Below are 18,120 nucleotides of genomic sequence, written 5' to 3' on the forward strand. Positions count from 1 at the left end.
CCGCCGCGCCCCGCAGCGTCAACGAACGGGCGGCGGTGTGATCCCCGCAACAAGTTAGACACTCACTGGACACAACGTCAAGTAAATTGCGTGACTGTCGCCACACTGGGTTGGATGACGCCGACGGCCGCCCTTCATGCACAGTGGGCAAGGATCAGGAATCGGCAGGCGTCGCGGACGTACAGGCGTCGGCGCAAAGAGGAATCGGGCGTGCCCTCGCGTTGCGCAGGGGCGTGGCCAACCGGAGTGACGGCATCCGGGCGTACCGGGTGCCGCTGTGAGGTCAGTCGGCCAGCAGGTGGCACCACGAGTCGGTCATCACCATCAGCGCCGTGTCGCGGTCGACCGTCCAGCCCAGGCGCATCCAGCGCCGGGAGAGGAACTCCAGCTCGCCGAACGCCAGCGAGCACCGGACGCGGCGGCTGGAGGGCTCAAAGCGGCCTGCGGCGTCGAGGCCCCTTTCCATGTCGTCGATAGCCGTGTCGAACCACTGGTCCACGGTCGACTGGATGTCCGCCTCGGCCGCCGCGGCCTGGTGGGCCACCGTGACGTAGGGGCGGATCTCCGCCCACTGGTCGAACTTGCGGGCCAGCCAGCGCCCGATTTGCTCGCGGTCCCCGGACTTCACCACCCACGTCAGGGACGGCTCGTCCGCCGCAGTGAGCCGGTCGTTGGTGTCGGCCACCAGTGCCCGCACGAGCTCGGCCTTCGAGGCGAAGTGCAGGTAGAACGTGGCCCGCGTGGTGCCGGCGGCCACGGCGATGTCGTCGACGGTCGTCGCGGCGTAGCCCTTCTCCCCGAACACCTCCAGCCCCTTGTCCAGCAGCAGCCGGCGAGTCATCTGCTTCTGCGCTTCGCGGAGTCGTGCCATTGCTTCAGAGTAATACCCGGCGCCCACTGAGCTGACATGAGGTCATCAGGAAACTCCTCTGTGCGGTCGATCCACCAAGAGGCACTCACCGAGGCGCCGCCGGGCTCGGTCCATGGTGCGTTCCTATCGTCATTACCGGCCCACCACGCCGCGCAGTTGCATGCTGCAGTGGCGGTAGAGCTCGACGGGGTCTCCGGCCTCCCCCTGGATGGCCAGTTCGCCCCAGCGACCCCAGGAGGTGCGCCACATCGCCACGGCCACCTCCGCGATCAGCAGCACGGTCATCGGATCAGCGTCCAGCAGCTGCTCGGCCAGCCGCGCCCGCAGCCGGGTGGTGAGGATCTGGTCCTGGGCGGCGGCCATGGACTGCAGTTCGGGCTCCCGGGCCAGCAGGCGCATCACGCGGCGGTGCTCGTCGAGCTCGGGGTCGTTTCCTGCGCCCATCACGGTCTCCGCCATCGCCTCCACCTCGTGTAGCACCGCAGCCGGGGAAGGGTCGGTGACCTCCAGGGCGTCGATGGCCCGCAGCATCCGCCGCTGCCCGGGCAGGGCGGCTTGTTCCTTGGCGGTGAAGTAGCGGAAGAAGGTGCGCGGGGAGACCCCGGCGCGTTCGGCGATCTGCTGCACGGTCGTCTCTCGCACGCCGTGTTCCTCAAACAATTCCAGGGCCGCCTGGTGGATCTCGTCGTGGGTCTCCAGGCGGCGCCGGGTGCGCAGGTCCTGGGGGGCGTCGGTGTCCATGCCGTCCTTCCTCACGCGGTGGGGTGTGATGCTGAGCACTTCCGCGTTGTGTCAGCTTATGTCGTCATGTCACTTTGTGCCACTATGGGGCGCAATCCACCACCTGAGAAAGAGGTGACCCATGTCCACAGACACCCACCACCGGGAGGAACTCCCGACCGGGCAGATGCGCGCGGTGGCCGACACAGCCGCCGCCTCCGCCCTGACGCTGGAGCCCGAACAGCCCACCACGAAGCACATCGCCGCGGCGATCACCGTGCTGGTGCTCGCCGCGCTGATCATGATCCTCAACGAGACGGTGCTCACCGTCGCCCTGCCGAACCTGATGGACGACTTTCAGGTCGGGGCGCCCACCGCGCAGTGGCTGACCACCGGGTTCATGCTCACCATGGCCGTGGTCATTCCCACCACCGGGTGGATGCTGCAGCGCTTCACCACTCGGGACCTGTTCACCGCCGCGATGGTGCTGTTTTTGGCCGGCACGATCCTGGCCGCGATCGCCCCGACCTTTCCGGTGATCCTGACCGCCCGCATCATCCAGGCCGGCGGCACCGCGATCATCCTGCCGCTGCTGATGACCACCACCCTCACCTACGTCCCGGTCGCCCACCGCGGGACGATCATGGGTCTGAACTCCGTGGTGATCTCCGTGGCCCCGGCCATCGGCCCGACCCTGTCGGGCATCGTGGTGGACGCCCTGGGCTGGCGCTGGGTCTTCGGGCTGATGATCCCCATCGCCGCGATCGTCTTCCTCGCCGGGTTGGTGCTGCTCAGGACCACCGGGGCGACCCGCATGGCCCCCCTGGACATCGCCTCCATCGTGCTCTCTGCTTTCGCTTTCGGCGGGATCGTCTACGCCCTCGCCTCGATCAGCCTGCTCTTCGAGGGCTCCTGGACCCCGGTGGTGGCCCTGGCTGTCGGTGTGGTCGCCCTGGTGCTCTTCGTCCGCCGCCAGCTGACCCTGCAGAAGACCTCGGACTCTGCGCTGCTGGACCTGCGCCCGTTCGCTGTGCACAACTTCCGGATCTCGGTGGTCGTCGTGATGATCGCCATGGCCACCATGCTCGGCACCGTCATGGTGCTCCCGATCTACCTGCAGAACGGCCTGGGCATCAGCGTCCTGACCGTCGGGCTGATCCTGCTCCCCGGCGGGCTGATCCAAGGCATTGTCTCCCCGGTCGTGGGTCGGATCTACGACAGGGTCGGTCCCCGCCCGATCGTGATCCCCGGCGCGCTCCTGCTGGCCGGCGGCCAGTGGTGGCTGTCCACCGTCAATGCTGGGACCACCACTGGGCTGGTGATCGCCATGCACACGGTGTTCTGCCTCGGCATGGCCATGCTCATGACCCCGCTGATGACCGTGGCCCTGGGCGCGCTGCCCCGGGAGCTCTACGGCCACGGATCGGCGATCATGAACACCCTCCAGCAGCTGGCCGGCGCGGCCGGCACCGCGGTGCTCATCGCCGCCATGACCATCGGCGCCGCCGCAGCCGCCTCCGCCGGCGCGGCATCGGACCTCGCCCAGGTGCTGGGCACCCAGGAAGCCTTCGTGGTCGGCGGCATTCTTGGGCTGATCGCCGTGGTCTGCTCCCCGTTCGTGCGCCGACTGCCGGCCGAACCGACACACAAGGCCGACGCCTGACCCCACCCCCACCACAGCGCAGAAGGGCCGGTGCGGAGCAGCAGCTCCGTACCGGCCCTGTTCGCACGCCCCTCACGACAGGGATTTCCATTCCACGATTCCTCCGCCGATCCGTAAGTCGTCCCGCGCGCACGGATGAGGATCCCTGCAGCGTCCCTTGAGACGTGAAGTCAGGAAGCGGCACAGGGTTCACGGCGTCCGTCCACGCTGGCCTCGGGCAAGGATCACCTCCTGGAGGTTGCCGGCCGTCACGACCCTTACCGATGGTCTTTTGCTTCTGCTTGGCCATTCAGAACACGCTCAAGACGTGACGGGCGTGGTATCCGGTGTCGGTCAATGCGCATGGAGGCCCCGCACTGTGTGCGGGGCCTCCACCACCAGAGGCGTCGGCTCATACGGCTGCCGCCTCGTGTCCTGGCGCATACCTCCGCCACGGCCTTTCGCCCCGACCAAGGCCACTGGGCCTGGCATGCCTATCAGGGGGAGTCCTCGCCGGGGACCAGGCGATCGACGCAGGAGTCGTCGACGTGCCGCGGTCCTGCGGCCCCGATGAGGGTGCCCTGCGGTCCGGCGACGTATCCGTCGATCTCGCATCGGATCCCCACCCCGGCGTTGGGTGCGGTTGGATCGGTGGCGTTGGGGCCTTCCGCGCGGGGCGTGTCTTCGCTGATCAGGTTGACCCCGGAGTTGTAGCGGGCGCTGATGCCGTCGCCGGTGTTGCCGTCGATCCGGTTGCCCACGACGTCGGCCTGGGAGTTGCGGTCGACGAGGACTCCGTCGCCGTCGTTGCCGGCGATCGTGTTGCCGACGATCCAGGCGCTGGACCAGCGTCCCACGACGATCCCCGCTCCCTCGTTGTCGCGGATGGTGTTCGGGGCCGTCTGCGGCTGGGTGGGGATGCGGAAGCCCACCCGCGCGTAGGAATTCTCCTGGAGGTTGATCCCGATCCCCTGGTTGTCTTCGATGGTGTTGCCGAAGACCTGCCCGATGCTGCCCTTGTCGAGGTGGATCGCCCCGGCGGTCTCGCGAATGACGTTGTCGTTGATCACGACAGAGGCGGGCCCGGAGAGGTGGATGCCGTGGCTGCCGCCGATGATGGTGAACCCCTTGACGGTGATGTCGGTGCCTTCGACGAACACCGTGAAAGCGTCCGGGCTGGTCGCCGGGGCATCTGCCGGCGGGCCCTGCAGCGTTGCGCTGCCCTGACCGTCGAAAGTGACGCCGGTGAGCTCCCGGGGGATGAAGACGCTCTCCCGGCACGTTCCGCTGACGGTCAGCGTGGCACCGGACCTCACTCTGTCGAGGGCCTTGCCGATCGTCTGTCCCGCGTCGCAGTTCACCGTGACCGTCTTGGCAGGCGGGGCGTCCGCGGCGGGTGCCGCCCCCGTGCCCAACGCCACGAGGGCGACCAAGGATGCCGGCACGAGGGCGAAGAAGAACCGTCTCGGCCTGGTGCCCTTCTTCCTCGAGCTGGATGCGGGACGATCATTCATCGCTGTCACCTGGTCTTTCGTGATGATGGGAACGGGAAACCGGAAGTGCCGCGCGACGGGATTCAGAGGACTCGGTGGTCCAGGCACCTTCGGCAGGCGCCCGCTCGGGAGAGCCGCACTGAGCTCGGCAACGACTTCGGCTCCTGCCGGCGCGACGAGCAGCCCAACCTGGGCCGTGATGCTGATCGTGCAACGCCACCACCCCCAGTCAAAAAGTCTCTAGGCATCCACGGGCGTGCACCCGGAATGCCCCCATAGCGGATACTGACTCAACACAGTGTCAACTGGCACGTGTGAGACACGCTACATACTCCGCCTGCTCTGCGAATGCCTACTTCCCTACTGGCCAGAAAGTTTCCGTCTTAGTGACAACTCACTAGACACGCCGTCATGCGACTTGCTAGAACTGACGCAATCTGTGCGGATGTTGCTCGCATCACATTGCTCGTATCGGATGCAATGACAGTCGCCCGCAGATGGACCCCGGTGGCGACGGTGCCGTCGGCCTGCCACGAGGAGAACGCATGTGTGACGTCATCGGAAAAGCGCTGACCCAGGTCCCTGCCGCGTCCAGGAGAAACTTCCTGCGCGGTGCAGGGGCCGTGGCCGTGGCCAGCGGCCTGGTCGGCGCCACCGGACCGGCGGCCACCGCCGCCGCCCCCGGGGGCAAGGGCAGCTCGGGCCAACGGCACCGGACCCGGGTGGTACTGCTGGGCACCGCCGGCGGCCCGGCGGTGCTGTCCGGGGACCGGTACGGGGTGTCCACCGCGGTGGTCTACGAGGACCGCGCCTACGTGGTGGACCTCGGCCACGGCTCGCACATGCGCCTGCACGGGGCCGGCCTCGGCGAGGAGGACGCCCTCGGTGGGACCTCCCTGGCGAAGGTCCGCGGGATCTTCTTCACCCACCTGCACAGCGATCACATCGTGGAGTGGCCGGCGGTCTACGCCACCGGCCCGCTCAACGTCATGGGCCCCGAGTTCACCGACCCGATCCAGGTCTTTGGCCCTGGCGACCGCGGCTCCATGGTGCGGGTCTTCCCGCCCGGGCGCCCCGCACCGGAGGTCTACAACCCGTCCGACCCCACCCCGGGCATCGAGGGCATGACCGGCTACCTGCGCCAGGCCTTCGCCGCGGACTTCAACGACCGGGCACGGGACAGCAACTTCGTCGGCCCTGACGCGATCTTCGACGTGCACGACATCGACCTGACGGGCGTGTGGGACGTGGACCCCGAGGGTGTCCCGCCCCGGCTGAGGACCCCGATCTCCGTGTGGCAGGACGGGGACGTGACCGTCACCGCGACCCTGGTGGATCACCACCCGACCGCCCCGGCCTTCGCCTACCGCTTCGACACCCCCGACGGCTCAGTCGTGGTCTCCGGGGACACCGGGGTGAGCGAGAACCTCATCGACCTGGCCAACGGTTGCGACTACCTCGTGCACGAGGTCATCGACGTTCAGTACGTCGATGACCTCACCGCTACCATGCCCCCGGAGATCGGCGGGCCGCTGAAGGAGCACCTGCTGGTCTCGCACACCAGCACCGAGCAGGTCGGCCGGGACGTGGCCGAGGTCGCCGGGGCGAAGAACTTGGTGCTCAACCACTTCGTGCCCGGCAACAACCCCGTCCACCGGTGGCGCCAGGCGCAGAAGGGCTACAGCGGCAACCTCATCGTCGGCGAGGACCTCATGCAGCTGGGGGTCGGCACGACCCGGCGGTGACCACCCGCCATCATGATGGCCACAGAGATCAGTCTGCTCTGCACGATGAACCGCCCCCAGCTCCTTCCATCATGTATCGATGTCAAGAACGAACGATGAGCCCGGGTGGACGGCCGTGGGTGGTGGGCCATCGTTCCGCCACGGGACAACAGCTGCGACAGGCCTTCTCCCTTGTCGGCCCTGGCGGCATGTCCCACTCATGTCGGGCAGGGAGAACACCGCCGCACCCCCGCGGGTCGCACCTTGTCTCCGCACGCCGCCATCAGCCGACGTTGAATGGTCACCCACGCACTGCCCATGCGTGTGGCGGGAAGCTGACGCACCGGCGCACTACAGCGACTGGGCCGCCTCGAGGAGGATCCCGCGCAGCCAGGTCCTGAATTGCTCATCGGCCAGCCACGGGTTCCAGACCATGTCGATGCCCAGCCCGGGGATGGGGAAGGGGAACTCCTCGATGCGCAGCCCGAGGGTCTCCTGCATGGCGGTGGCGACCCGGTGCCGGTGCAGACCCACACCGTCCGAGCCGGCGACCAGGTGCGGGACCAGCAGATTGTCGTCCACCCGGTCGCGCACCGTGTAGGCCACGCCCTGCTCGTCGAGGATGTCGTAGGGGCGCAGCAGCCGCGGGGAGCCGTCGAAGACCACGTGCGGCAGCCTCGCCAGCAACTCCTCAGATGTCGCACCGGCAGGGGTGCCGGCACCGGTGATGACGACCCACCGGTCCTCGTAGAGCCGCTCGCGCTGGAAGGACGTGGCGGTGGCTTCGGGGAGCAGAACCACGTCAGCCCCGTCCTGGGTGAACACCGTACTGGAGGCCATGGCCGTGAGCGTGTGCGTGGTGCGCAAGCGCAGCACCGCATGGGGTGCGTGCTGGGCGACCTGGCGGGCGATCGCGCTGCCGATGGTGAAGGCGGTGCTGGTGGTCATGGCCACGGTGATCACCCGGGCGTCGACGGCCGGGTCGAAGGCGGAGGGCCGCACGAGGCGCGCGGTCTGCTGCAGTGTGGCCCGCAGCGGGGCGATGAGCTCCACGGCCCGCGGGGTGAGGGCCATGCCGCCGCCCTGGCGCACGATGAGCTCGTCGTCGAGCAGGCGGCGCATACGGCGCAGCGCGTGGCTCATGGCCGGCTGCGACAGCCCCACCTTGGCCGCGGCCTTCGTCACCGACCGCTCTTCCAGCAGCGCCAGCAGCGGCACCAGCAGGTTGAGGTTGACCGAGGCCAGCTGGGTCAGGTCATCGTCCGTCGCGGTGCTGCCGTGGTTACTAGTCATGACGGGACGGGAACGTGAGGAACACCGGGCTCAGGGCTGCTCCGGCCTCGTACTGGCCGCCGAGGAGCACGCACCCGTGGCCGGTGAGCGAGGCCGTCGCCTCGAGGGAGACAGAACCATCGGCGGCCTCCACCGGCTCACCGATTTCCAGGTCGGCCAGCGGCAGGTACTTCTGCGAGGGCGTTCCTCCGCGTTCGGCCACCAGCAGCACCCCTGTCCGGCCGGTCAGCTCGATGCGCGGATCCCGCAGTTCGATGTCCAGCATCCCCCAGTGCCCGGTGAGCCGGACGGCGCCACGGAACTGCCACGCGCCGGAGGACCCGTCGGGGTCGTAGGTGCTCGCCGCGACGCCCTCCGGGAACTCGAAGCCAGCTTCTCCGCGGGAGGCCAGTGCCACAGCTTCGACCACCCCGTCGTCAAGGGCCTCGACATAGGTCACCAAACTGTCCTTGACCGCCCACGCCAGTCCTGGAGCTCTCACCACTGCGCACCTCTTTTCGCTCTTTCGGCACACCCGGGGATCAAGCGCGCGACGGTGGTCGCAACCCGGATAGGCGTGAAGAAATCCCACGTCACCGGTGTCGCAGAGTTCACTGTCCCATCGCCGATGATGTGCGTCAACAGAATGATTATCGAACTGGTCATTCTGGCAGTGCATGGAATCGGCTGCCGAACCGAGGAAGCCGAGAGCAGGCCAACCCCCACAGAGCACCCCTATCCATGCATGTAATTCATGATAGCGATTCTTAATATTCATTGGATTTACGTTACGTGAGCTGTGACACTTTTTGCGGAGGGGCCGACAGTACGGCCACGCACCACGTACCCAGCGGAGGAAGACATGAAGATCACCCTGGACCGGCCGCGCTGCGAGGGCCACGGCCTGTGCGAGGAGGCCGCCCCGCAGCTGATGCACCTTGATGAGGAAGGCGAGCTGGTCCTGGACGTCGAGGTCGTCGACGACGAGCTCGACGCCGCGAAGGCCGCCGTGCGAGTGTGCCCAGTCGCCGCGCTGCGAATCGCGTGAGGATGCGTCAGATGCAGCGCATCGTCGTCGTTGGAAACGGCATCGCCGGGCTCACCGCCTGCGACTCCCTGCGGGCCGCCGGGTTCGACGGGGAATTGACCGTGGTCGGTGCGGAGCACCACGCGCCTTACAGCCGCCCCGCCCTGTCCAAGGCGGCGCTGCTCGAGGGTGGGACCATGACCGCCCACCAGCTGCCCGCCCCCGAGCACGCCGCGACCGAGATCCTGGGCGTGAGCGCCGTTCGCCTGGACCCCACCCGCAAGCGCGTGCTGCTGGACGACGGCACTCAGGTGCCCTATGACGGTCTCGTCATCGCCACCGGCTCCCGTCCCCGGCGCCTGAGCCCCGGCAAACCCGCGGAGCTGACGCTGCGGACCCTCGAGGACGCGGTGGAGCTGCGCCGCCGGCTCGCCAGCAAGCCGACGGTGATCGTCGTCGGTGGGGGTGCGCTCGGGATGGAGATCGCCTCCGGGTGCCTGGACGCCGGGTGCCAGGTCACCCTCGTGGCCCCTGAGGCCCCGATGATCCACCAGCTGGGCCCGTACCTTTCCGAGGTGTTCGCCACTGCCGCCCAGCGCGCGGGTCTGACCATCGTTCCCGCGCAGGCGGTGGGGGCTTGGGAAGATCGCGGACACGCACAGGTGGCTCTGGCCGACGGGTTCGTTCTCGAGGCGGAGCTGGTGATCAGCGCCGTGGGAGACGTCCCGAACATCGAGTGGCTTACCGACAGCAGGCTGCTCACCAATGGCAGGCTCGAGGTCGACAGTCGCGGGCGGCTGCGGCCCGACATCGTCGCCGTCGGCGACGTCGCGGTTCTTCCGACCAGCCGCGGCACCCGTCGGATTCCGCTGTGGACCAGCGCCATCGAGCAGTCCAAGGTCGCCGCCACCGCGCTCCTGCGCGGCGAGGAGGCCCCGGAGCTCGACCTGGTGCCCTACTTCTGGACCGAGCAGTTCGGCCTCACCCTCAAGGCCAGCGGGCATCTGCCCATGGACGGGGCCCCCGAGATCCTCGCAGGCGACCTTCTCGAGAACTCGGTGCTGCTGCGTTGGGCCCACGAGGACGGGACTGGCACCGCGGTGGCGCTCAACCACCGGATCCCCATCCCCCGACTGCGGCGCCTGAGCAGTGCAGCCCCCGCAGCTGCATCAGCTGCCGCCTGACCACCCACACTCCGTGTGTAGCCCGGCCCGGCCCCGGGGATCGCCACCGGCGATCCCCGGGGCCGGGCCACCGCCACGACACCACGAGATACCCGACGCAGGCGAGCAGCAGGGCCACCCCGTGACCGATTCCGCGAGCACGGCCTCAGCGATCCCACCACCATGGTCGGATTCACCGGTCCTGATCTGACCCATCCGCACGCCATCGAGCAGACAGGACCTCACGGGGTGCCCCGACGGACCCTCGCCCCACGACGGGCGAACTGTGCGACGACTCCGGGTCGATACGGGCCCCAGGGACTTTCCGACCGCGAGAGAACACAGGACAGATGGCAACCGACGCTGCAGTCACCTCCGGGGAAATCCACAATCCGAGGAACCGGATTCCCGAGCCGGTGCTGGGGGCGGTGGGGTTCCTGTCGCTGTTCGACCGTTTCGGCACCGCGCCCATGCTGCTGGTGCTCGCCGATCGCACTCCCCTGTCTCTGGGACAGGCCGTGCAGCTCATCGCGGTCTACGCCCTGTTCTGCTCCGTCGGGCAACCGGTGTGGGAACTTCTCAGTGACCGCTTCGGTCGTCTGACGGTGCTGCGCATGGCGCTGGTGGGCGGGGTGGTCGGCGGGGTGGCCAGCGCGCTGTTCAGCGCCTGGCTGCCGTTGTTGCTGGCTCGGGCGTTCACCGGTCTGATGATCGGCGCTCTGTATCCCACTCTGCTGACCCTGCTGGGTGACTCCCACACCGGGGTCGAGCGTGCCCGGTCGCTGTCCGCCCTGCAGATCTACGCCTCGCTGGGCACCACCGTCGCCACGCTGACCGCCGGCACCATCGCCGCACTGCTGGACTGGCGGCTGGTTTTCGGGCTCACCGCACTGGGCTGTCTCGCACTGCTGTGGGCTCTGCGCGGGGCTGCCACCGATCCTGCCGAGCAACCCTCCACCGTGTTCCGCCATGCGATTTCTCCCTCCGCCCTGGGGGTGTACGGCCTGGCCGTGCTGATGGGTGCCGTACTCATGGGTGTGTTGGCCTATGTCGTCCCCGCCCTGCAGCACGCCGGTGTCGGGGTGGGGATCGCGGGGATGCTGGCGGCCACTTATGGGGTGGGCGTCATTTCCGGCGCCCACCTGATGCGGCGGCTGGTCCGCCGGTTCTCCCGCACTGGGCTCATGGCCACCGGCGGGACGGTCCTTGTCTGCGCCTACGCGGTGTCCTCGACCGTCCTGGCACCGGTGACGCTGACCGTGACGGCGCTGCTGATCGGGGTGTCCAGCGCCGTGCTGAACGTGTCCGTGCAGGGCTGGGCCACCGAGGTGGCACCCCGGGCGCGAGCCACCAGCGTCTCCCTCTTCGCCTGCTCACTGTTCCTGGGCAGCTCGCTGAGCACCTTCCTCACCGCCGACCTCGCCCAGCAGGGCCGATACGGGTTGATCTTCACACTGGCCCTTCTCACCAGCATCGCCTTGACCGTCGCGGCAGCACTGGGGCACGCACGCTGGACGCGGCGGCCGGGCCACGGACGACGGCGCCCGACCTCGCGTGACCACAGCCTCCACTTCCGGCGGCCAGCCCACGACCCACCCCGAACACAGCCGGTCGCGCCCCGCACCACCTCGAGATGAGCGCTGCCCGCCACAGCAGCCGGCACCTGGGGTAGGTCCCACGCGCCGGGACCGCTCGGAGTCGACTCGCCGTACGGGACTTAAGGGCGTAGTGCACACCAGGTAGCGGCGAACGTCGGCATCCTGATGTCGACGTTCGTCCCCCGGACGGCGTCGTCATGGTGCCCTGCCCCACCTCAGCCAGGACGCCCGGTGAGGCCGGGCACATCACCGAGAAGGAGCCCGCCCCGAGTCCTCGGGGCGGGCTCCTTCCATACCGGCACACAGTGCGCTTCCGGACCGGTGCCTCAGGCGGGGTCGACCTCCAGCACGGGCAACTTGTCGAGGCTACGGGTCATGTTGTTGATTCCGCGCTCGGGCTCCCCGACGGTGAACCGGCGCACCCGGCGGGCCAGGGCGCCAATCACCGCGAAGGCCTCCAGCCGGGCCAGGCCCTGACCGGCGCAGCCGTGCACCCCGTATCCGAAGGAGAGGTGGTCGGCCGGGTTGCGACGCACCCGGAAGGTGTCGGGGTCCTCGTAGTGGCGAGGGTCGCGGTTGCCGGCCCCGAAAAGCACCGCGACTCGTGCCCCGGCCGGGATCAGGACCCCCTCCACCTCGACGTCCTCCTTCACCAGCCGCCCCCACGTGTTGACCGGGGGCTCATAGCGCAGCACCTCGTTGAACGCCGCGGAGACCAGCGAGGGGTCCTGACGGATCAGCTCAAACTGGTCGGGGTGGGCAGCGAAGAGGGCAATGGCGTTGCCGATCGAGGCAATCGTGGTGTCCATGCCGGCCGCGACGTACTGGTGGATGATCATCCCGCAGGTCTCGTGCGGGATCTCCCCGCGGTCGGCGGCGTCGAAGATCGCCCGGCCCATGCTGCCCTCGGTCAGGTCCGTGGCCTGCACCCCGTGGGCCCAGCCGAACAGCTCCCCGGCGACCGGGAAGTTCTCGGCCGTGCGCTGGTTTGCCGGACCAAGCACGTTGAACGCCGCCTCGCCCCAGCGCAGGATGTTCGCCCGCGGCTCCCCCTGGACGCCGATCAGGTCGGCCACGACCTGCAGCGGCAGCGCGCGCGCCAGATCGTCCATCGCGTCGAAGGACCCCCGCTCCATCAGGGCCGCGACCATGGCGTCGGCCTTGGCGTCAATATCGCCCTTGAGCTTGCGCAGGGCCCGCGGCGAGAGGTTCTCCGAGAGCACCGCTCGCATCTTCTGGTGGTCGGGCGGGTCGGTCGTCAGGGTGGTGCCGACCAAGACCTCGTTCATCTGGTCGTTGAAGGCGATCTTGTTCGAGGAGAACACGGCCCAGTTCGCCATCGCGTTGCGGATGGTGTCGTAGCGGGTGAGCGCCCAGAGATCGTTCGTGTTCATCCGCACGACGGCGGATCGCTCGCGCAGCTCGGCGAAGGAGGGGTAGGGGTCCAGCAGGACCTCGTCGGAGAAGAGATCAAGATCGGATGAAACCAGTGTTTCCACGCTCAAGGTGCACCTCAGGTGATCGTTCGGAGTTCGCAAGGACGGGGACGCCCGGGCCGTTGCCGGCGGGATGCGGGCGAGCGGACGAGCCAACTGCAGGACATCCCTCCGGTCACCGACCCGTCAGACCGGGAACGACCCCTCTCCACCCATTCAAGGTGACACAGCACACATAGCACAAATGAATACTTCGAATGCATATCATGCTTGTTCTGAATGATGTGGCGTTATTCAAGCGCAGTTCCCGATGTGCCCGGGTGGTGCACCTCAAATGGGGGGAATCTCCGTGCAAGGGGCTGAAACTTCAGGCCATAACCAGGAGAATCGGCGGCACCACAGGAGGACCCTTCTCCGCAACGCCAACCGCCTGTAACCGGGCCATATGTAAAACGCAGGACGTTCAGCTGCCCAGTTACCTCAAAATGAGGCCGGGGACGACCTCATCGCAGGGAACCCCTTGCCCGGGAATCTTGACCGCAACGAGGCATGCTTAGGAGTCAACCGCGTCTTCAGCAGTCCCGTTGCGTTTGTTGGACGCCCACTGTGCTGACCCAGCACCGACCGGGCGATGGACTCGAGCGAACCTTCAGTTCTGGTAGTCATCGGCGAGCTGTCGCCGTTCGTGTACTCGCCGACTGTAGGTCGTCTCTCGGATCGACTCGTCGCTGTCGAAGTTCGACCCCAAGGCCCCGGCCAGGGTGCCCAGCGAGGCGGCCAACCAGGCCAGGTGGAGATAGTCGACCAGGCTGACCGGGTGGCCGAGCTGGGAGGCGAGATAGTCACCGGTGATGACCGCCAATCCCAGCACGAACAGCACCAACCACAGGAACATATACATCAAAGCCACGCTCAACCCGACCGTGATGATCGTGGCCGCATTGTCCAGCCCGGCTCGCCACCGATCGGTGGCGTCGCGGAGCCTGTTCCACAAACCGTTGTAGACGATCAGCCACGCACTCAGCGCCGCGATCACCACACCACTGATCGCGGCCATACGGGGCACGGAAAGTGCATCCGACATGTTCCAGATGGACGCATAGAAGATACCGAACGCCCCGGTGGCCGCCGCTGCGGCTACACAACTGGACAGGGCCGACAGCACACGCCCGGGACGGTTGCTGCGGACCATCCCTGACAGCAACCGCAACCGATTCCACCGCCCCGGAAGAACAACATAGGCCACGTCCCCCTCCCGCCCCGGGGGCACCCGGCGCACCGCGCCATGCCCCACCGCCTCCCGGGCCGCCGGGGCGGATGGGAAATCCATGGTCCCCTCCTGCACCGAGCGGATCAAGGCCACCACCAACTTCCGGATCCTTGTCCTGAGCCGGTATGCCCCCAGAGCCGGCAGCGCCACCAGGGCAGCCCGGGCCGCAGAACTCACCTCGCACAACACGGATTGACCATCGTGGACCCGGGGAAGATCCGTCAGATACACCACGTAGTCCCAATCTCGCCCGTCCCGGATCTCACCGGCACGCCCCATCAGAGGAATCTCCCCCTCCGAGGTGAGCGGAAGAGCCCCCGAACTGACCTCCACCTCCCACTGCACCCCCGCACCCCCAGCAGCACCAGGATCGTCCGACAGTTCCCGCGACAAATCAGCAGCAACCGATTCGGCTACCTTCTCCGGCAGGCCAGGATCGGCCATCAGCCCTATCCTCATCGTTGTTGTCGTGCTCATGACCCCATCATCAAGCACACACGCTCACCCCGGACCCACTTCACCTCATTGCCCCCACCGCAAACGCAACCCGCCCACGCGAAGGTTCAGTCCGTCCACGCCCACCCACACATCGGTTTCCCACCTCAAACTCGATCGCACAGGAATCCCTACAACCTCACCGCCCCCGCTCGGGAATGCCACGAGAGGTCCCAGAGCTGGAATCTCCAGGACCCCGAGGCGGACACCCTCGCAGAGGCTCCCACCTGATGCACCAAAACCTCCTGACCACACCGGCCCCCATGAAAAGAGAACCTGATGAGTTCCGCACCCGATGCACCCGACCCCACAGACCCCGCCAACAACGACGCGGGCGAAGAGACCACGCAAGTCCATGAGACCGCCGGCGAAGCCCAGGGCGGGTTGGTCGGTGCCGGAGCCGACCAGGAGTTCAACGACGCCGTCGAGCGACGCCTGGCCCGCCGGGCGCCCGAGGGCTCCTCCCCCGGCAGCAGCGCACCGGAGAGCGAGGGACTGCCCGAGCTGGAGGAAGAAGAGGACAGCCCGGTGCGAGCCGACAACCCTGAATAGCACCACAAGCCCGGTGCTCCACCCGGGCAGCCCACCGGTCCGGTTGGAAGGCCCCGATTCTCCTACTCATGGAGAAGTACCCGCATGAAGAAACTCCCGTTCGTCGTCGCCACCGCAGTGATGGGGTGTGTGATGAGCGACCGTCATGAGAAGAAGGCGACCGCCCCGGTGAAGAACAGGACTCGGATCCGGCGGCGCTGAGCAACGTCCCACCCCGGTGGTGCCACTCCACCTGGAGCGCTGGTCGTCGACAGTCCCGGGCCGGTGCAATCTGTGGTCCACCTCGTGGTCCCCACGGCAACGGTCTGCCTTGCTCGCTCACCCGGCCACGGGAACGTTGCCTGGTCTGCTGCGAACGAGCCGGATGGGCAATAGAAGAACCTCAGGGTTTCTCGGCGGTCACTGCGGGAAAATGTGGAAGCAGCAGAGAAGTCCACGACGGCGGCATCGCCGTCCCGGACCGGTCGCACCCCAGTCCGGCACCACCTTTTTCGTCATGGCGCCACAGTTTTCTGGACAGGATTGGGGCTGACAGGACGAGGACAGGCCCGGAAACTGCGCGATATTCTGTTGCATGGCCAGATTTCGTGTGCTGTCCCGCCTGGCGTCGGCCTTCACCACCCCGCGCTCCCCCGAGGATTTCCTGCGGCTCATCGACCCCCTGGCCAGCGCCCGGCAGCTGCGCGCCGTCGTCACCGCGGTGGAACCCGAGACCGCGGACTCGGTCACGATCCGCTTCCGCCCCGGCAAGGGCTGGAACGCGCACGAGGCCGGCCAGTGGGCCCGCATCGGCGTGGAGATCGACGGGGTGCGGCACTGGCGCTCCTACTCCCTGAGCACCGGTGCGGGGCAGGACCCGGCCATCACCGTGACCGCCATGGGTGCTGTCTCCACGGCCCTGGTGCGCGGCACGAAGGTCGGGGACGTGCTGTTCCTGGCCCCACCGGAGGGCGACTTCGTGCTGCCCGAGCACCCGCGCCCGCTACTGATGCTCACCGCCGGCAGCGGGCTCACCCCGGTCATGTCGATGATCCGCACCCTGGTACCGCGCCGCCCGGACGCGGATGTGGTGCTCGTCCACTCCGCACGCACCCGCGAGGACGCCCTGTTCGCCGAGGAGCTGGCCGAGCTGGCCGACCAGTTCCCCGGGTTCCGCCTCGTGCACTGGTTCACCGGTGAGCGCGGCCGCCGTCTGGATTTCACCACGACCGCCGACCTCGACGCCGTCTGCCCCGACTGGCGCGACCGTGCCGCCTACGCGTGCGGGCCCGCCGAGTTCCTCGACGCCGCCGAGAGCCTCTGGCAGCGGGAGGAGGGCCAGCTGCGCGTGGAGCGCTTCGCGCCGGCCCTGCTGGCCGGCTCCGGCGGGAAGGGCGGCCTCGTGACGTTCGAGCGCTCCGACCAGGAGGTCGAGGCCGACAGTGCGACGACCCTGCTCGAGGCCGGGGAGGAAGCCGGGGTGGCGATGCCCTACGGCTGCCGGATGGGCATCTGCCGCTCCTGCCTCGTGCCGCTGCGTGCCGGGCAGATCCGGGACCTGCGCACCGGGGAAGTCCACGGCGAGCCCGGTGAACTCGTGCAGACCTGCATCTCCGGCGCCGCCGGACCCGTCAACCTCGACATCTGATCCCCGCACGAAGGACGACCCATGGCCTCCACCGCTTCCCCCGACCAGACCACCGCCACCGCTGGACAGTCACCCGCTCGTTCCGCCGGCCCCGCACCGGACGAGGTCACCGCCGGGCGACCGTCCGCCGCCGCGCACCTGACCACCGAGCAGATCGAAGAGCTGGGTCGCGAGCTCGACGCGATCCGCGCCGCCGTGATCGAGGACCGCGGGGCCAAGGACGCGGCCTACATCCGCCGCGTCATCCGGACCCAGCGATCGCTGGAGGTGGCCGGTCGCGCCACGCTGCTGTACGCCGCACGCAAGCCCGCCTGGATCGCCGGTACCGGCATGCTGACCGTGGCGAAGATCCTGGAGAACATGGAGATCGGCCACAACGTGCTGCACGGGCAGTGGGACTGGATGCGCGATCCCGACATCCACTCCACCACCTGGGAGTGGGACTTCGTCACCCCTGCCGAGGCGTGGCAGCACACCCACAACGACCTGCACCACACCTGGACCAACGTCATCGGCAAGGACCGCGACGTCGGGTACACCATCCTGCGCATGGACGCCGACCAACCGTGGCGACCCAAGAACCTGGGCAATCCGCTCTACAACGCCCTGCTCGCCCCGATCTTCGAATGGGGCATCGCCCTCTACGACCTCGAACTCGACCAGGTGCGGGAGGGCACCAAGTCCAAGGCCGAGCTCCACCAGTCGCTGAAGGCCCTGGGAACGAAGTTCGCCAAGCAGATCGCCAAGGACTACGTCGCCACCCCGGTGGCCGCCGCAGTCCTGAGCGGCTCGGGGAAGCAGGCTCTGGCTGCCACGGCCACCGCCAACGCGGTGCGCAACATCTGGGCGCACGCCGTGATCTTCTGCGGGCACTTCCCCGCCGGGGCGGACACCTTCACCGAGGCCCAGATCGAGGGCGAGAGGCGCGGCGACTGGTACCTGCGGCAGATGATCGGCTCGGCCAACATCTCCGGCTCCAGACTGATGCACCTCATGACCGGCAACCTGTCCTTCCAGATCGAGCACCACCTGTTCCCGGACCTGCCCTCCAACCGCTACGCGGAGGTCGCAGTGAAGGTCCGCGAGATCTGCGCCCGCTACGGCCTGCCCTACACCACCGGGCCGCTGTATCAGCAGGTGGGCTCGGCGTGGGCGAAGGTCTTCCGCCTGGCCCTGCCCTAAAACGGCCGTCGGGGCGGCTTCAGCATGGGCCGGGACGCGGATGCTGGT

General features: G+C 68.1%; 15 protein-coding genes. 8 read left to right on the forward strand and 7 right to left on the reverse strand.

Annotated elements, in window-relative coordinates:
* Positions 1-283: 283 nt before the first annotated feature.
* Positions 284-871: a TetR/AcrR family transcriptional regulator gene (locus tag RCG67_RS13890; RefSeq protein ID WP_368827104.1), complete on the reverse strand. Its 588-nt coding sequence runs from the start codon at positions 869-871 to the stop codon at positions 284-286.
* A 132-nt stretch (positions 872-1,003) separates the two neighbouring features.
* Entirely contained in the window at positions 1,004-1,612 is a 609-nt protein-coding gene (locus RCG67_RS13895) for a TetR family transcriptional regulator (protein WP_368827106.1), read from the reverse strand.
* 121 nt (positions 1,613-1,733) lie between these two features.
* Between RCG67_RS13895 and RCG67_RS13900 the strand changes: the two genes are divergently transcribed.
* Positions 1,734-3,254, forward strand: a complete 1,521-nt coding sequence (locus RCG67_RS13900; RefSeq protein ID WP_368827108.1) for an MDR family MFS transporter — start codon at positions 1,734-1,736, stop codon at positions 3,252-3,254.
* Between the two features lie 476 nt (positions 3,255-3,730).
* Here the strand turns inward: RCG67_RS13900 and RCG67_RS13905 are convergent, their stop codons facing one another.
* A complete protein-coding gene (locus tag RCG67_RS13905) occupies positions 3,731-4,747 on the reverse strand; it encodes a NosD domain-containing protein (RefSeq protein WP_368827110.1) in 1,017 nt (338 codons plus the stop codon).
* Positions 4,748-5,271: 524 nt separating this feature from the next.
* On the opposite strand from RCG67_RS13905, the gene RCG67_RS13910 reads away from it, so the two are divergent.
* Positions 5,272-6,471 (forward strand): MBL fold metallo-hydrolase, encoded by a 1,200-nt coding sequence (locus RCG67_RS13910; RefSeq protein WP_368827111.1) that lies wholly within the window; start codon positions 5,272-5,274, stop codon positions 6,469-6,471.
* A 330-nt stretch (positions 6,472-6,801) separates the two neighbouring features.
* Here RCG67_RS13910 and RCG67_RS13915 read toward each other — a convergent pair whose 3' ends face one another.
* Together RCG67_RS13915 and RCG67_RS13920 are read right to left on the reverse strand one after the other, a co-directional pair.
* Positions 6,802-7,743 carry a LysR family transcriptional regulator gene (locus tag RCG67_RS13915; RefSeq protein WP_368827112.1) on the reverse strand — a complete coding sequence of 314 codons (942 nt, stop codon included), beginning with the start codon at positions 7,741-7,743 and terminating at the stop codon, positions 6,802-6,804.
* Positions 7,736-8,500: an HtaA domain-containing protein gene (locus RCG67_RS13920; protein ID WP_368827113.1), complete on the reverse strand. Its 765-nt coding sequence runs from the start codon at positions 8,498-8,500 to the stop codon at positions 7,736-7,738. The genes RCG67_RS13915 and RCG67_RS13920 overlap by 8 nt, the downstream gene beginning before the upstream one ends.
* 84 nt (positions 8,501-8,584) lie before the next feature.
* Here RCG67_RS13920 and RCG67_RS13925 point away from each other — a divergent pair, with 84 nt between their 5' ends.
* From RCG67_RS13925 to RCG67_RS13935, 3 genes are all read left to right on the forward strand, one after another.
* The gene (locus RCG67_RS13925) at positions 8,585-8,770 is read left to right on the forward strand and encodes a ferredoxin (RefSeq protein ID WP_368827114.1); all 186 of its coding nucleotides are present in this window, start codon (positions 8,585-8,587) and stop codon (positions 8,768-8,770) included.
* A gap of 11 nt (positions 8,771-8,781) precedes the next feature.
* Entirely contained in the window at positions 8,782-9,933 is a 1,152-nt protein-coding gene (locus RCG67_RS13930) for an NAD(P)/FAD-dependent oxidoreductase (protein WP_368827117.1), read from the forward strand.
* A 329-nt stretch (positions 9,934-10,262) separates the two neighbouring features.
* A complete protein-coding gene (locus RCG67_RS13935; RefSeq protein WP_368827118.1) occupies positions 10,263-11,549 on the forward strand; it encodes an MFS transporter in 1,287 nt (428 codons plus the stop codon).
* 287 nt (positions 11,550-11,836) lie between these two features.
* Here RCG67_RS13935 and RCG67_RS13940 read toward each other — a convergent pair whose 3' ends face one another.
* Together RCG67_RS13940 and RCG67_RS13945 are read right to left on the reverse strand one after the other, a co-directional pair.
* The gene (locus RCG67_RS13940) at positions 11,837-13,009 is read right to left on the reverse strand and encodes a cytochrome P450 (RefSeq protein ID WP_368827290.1); all 1,173 of its coding nucleotides are present in this window, start codon (positions 13,007-13,009) and stop codon (positions 11,837-11,839) included.
* A gap of 586 nt (positions 13,010-13,595) precedes the next feature.
* Positions 13,596-14,693, reverse strand: coding sequence for a hypothetical protein (locus tag RCG67_RS13945; protein WP_368827119.1), 1,098 nt, complete (start codon positions 14,691-14,693; stop codon positions 13,596-13,598).
* 297 nt (positions 14,694-14,990) lie between these two features.
* On the opposite strand from RCG67_RS13945, the gene RCG67_RS13950 reads away from it, so the two are divergent.
* From RCG67_RS13950 to RCG67_RS13960, 3 genes are all read left to right on the forward strand, one after another.
* Positions 14,991-15,263 carry a hypothetical protein gene (locus RCG67_RS13950; RefSeq protein ID WP_368827121.1) on the forward strand — a complete coding sequence of 91 codons (273 nt, stop codon included), beginning with the start codon at positions 14,991-14,993 and terminating at the stop codon, positions 15,261-15,263.
* A 574-nt stretch (positions 15,264-15,837) separates the two neighbouring features.
* Positions 15,838-16,890, forward strand: a complete 1,053-nt coding sequence (locus RCG67_RS13955; RefSeq protein ID WP_368827123.1) for a ferredoxin reductase — start codon at positions 15,838-15,840, stop codon at positions 16,888-16,890.
* Positions 16,891-16,911: 21 nt separating this feature from the next.
* Entirely contained in the window at positions 16,912-18,072 is a 1,161-nt protein-coding gene (locus tag RCG67_RS13960; protein ID WP_368827124.1) for a fatty acid desaturase family protein, read from the forward strand.
* The last annotated feature ends 48 nt before the right edge of the window (positions 18,073-18,120 follow it).

It is taken from the genome of Kocuria cellulosilytica (assembly GCF_040981245.1).
In the GTDB taxonomy this organism is placed as follows: domain Bacteria; phylum Actinomycetota; class Actinomycetes; order Actinomycetales; family Micrococcaceae; genus Kocuria; species Kocuria cellulosilytica.

Bases quoted from the DNA above. Each gene is read 5' to 3' on its own strand.
- RCG67_RS13920 (WP_368827113.1), bottom strand. From the start codon at position 8,500: ATGAATATTAAGAATCGCTATCATGAATTACATGCATGGATAGGGGTG.
- RCG67_RS13910 (WP_368827111.1), top strand. From the start codon at position 5,272: ATGTGTGACGTCATCGGAAAAGCGCTGACCCAGGTCCCTGCCGCGTCC.
- RCG67_RS13930 (WP_368827117.1), top strand. From the start codon at position 8,782: ATGCAGCGCATCGTCGTCGTTGGAAACGGCATCGCCGGGCTCACCGCC.
- RCG67_RS13925 (WP_368827114.1), top strand. From the start codon at position 8,585: ATGAAGATCACCCTGGACCGGCCGCGCTGCGAGGGCCACGGCCTGTGC.
- RCG67_RS13960 (WP_368827124.1), top strand. From the start codon at position 16,912: ATGGCCTCCACCGCTTCCCCCGACCAGACCACCGCCACCGCTGGACAG.
- RCG67_RS13955 (WP_368827123.1), top strand. From the start codon at position 15,838: ATGGCCAGATTTCGTGTGCTGTCCCGCCTGGCGTCGGCCTTCACCACC.
- RCG67_RS13915 (WP_368827112.1), bottom strand. From the start codon at position 7,743: ATGACTAGTAACCACGGCAGCACCGCGACGGACGATGACCTGACCCAG.
- RCG67_RS13900 (WP_368827108.1), top strand. From the start codon at position 1,734: ATGTCCACAGACACCCACCACCGGGAGGAACTCCCGACCGGGCAGATG.
- RCG67_RS13905 (WP_368827110.1), bottom strand. From the start codon at position 4,747: ATGAATGATCGTCCCGCATCCAGCTCGAGGAAGAAGGGCACCAGGCCG.
- RCG67_RS13890 (WP_368827104.1), bottom strand. From the start codon at position 871: ATGGCACGACTCCGCGAAGCGCAGAAGCAGATGACTCGCCGGCTGCTG.
- RCG67_RS13895 (WP_368827106.1), bottom strand. From the start codon at position 1,612: ATGGACACCGACGCCCCCCAGGACCTGCGCACCCGGCGCCGCCTGGAG.
- RCG67_RS13950 (WP_368827121.1), top strand. From the start codon at position 14,991: ATGAGTTCCGCACCCGATGCACCCGACCCCACAGACCCCGCCAACAAC.
- RCG67_RS13935 (WP_368827118.1), top strand. From the start codon at position 10,263: ATGGCAACCGACGCTGCAGTCACCTCCGGGGAAATCCACAATCCGAGG.
- RCG67_RS13945 (WP_368827119.1), bottom strand. From the start codon at position 14,693: ATGAGCACGACAACAACGATGAGGATAGGGCTGATGGCCGATCCTGGC.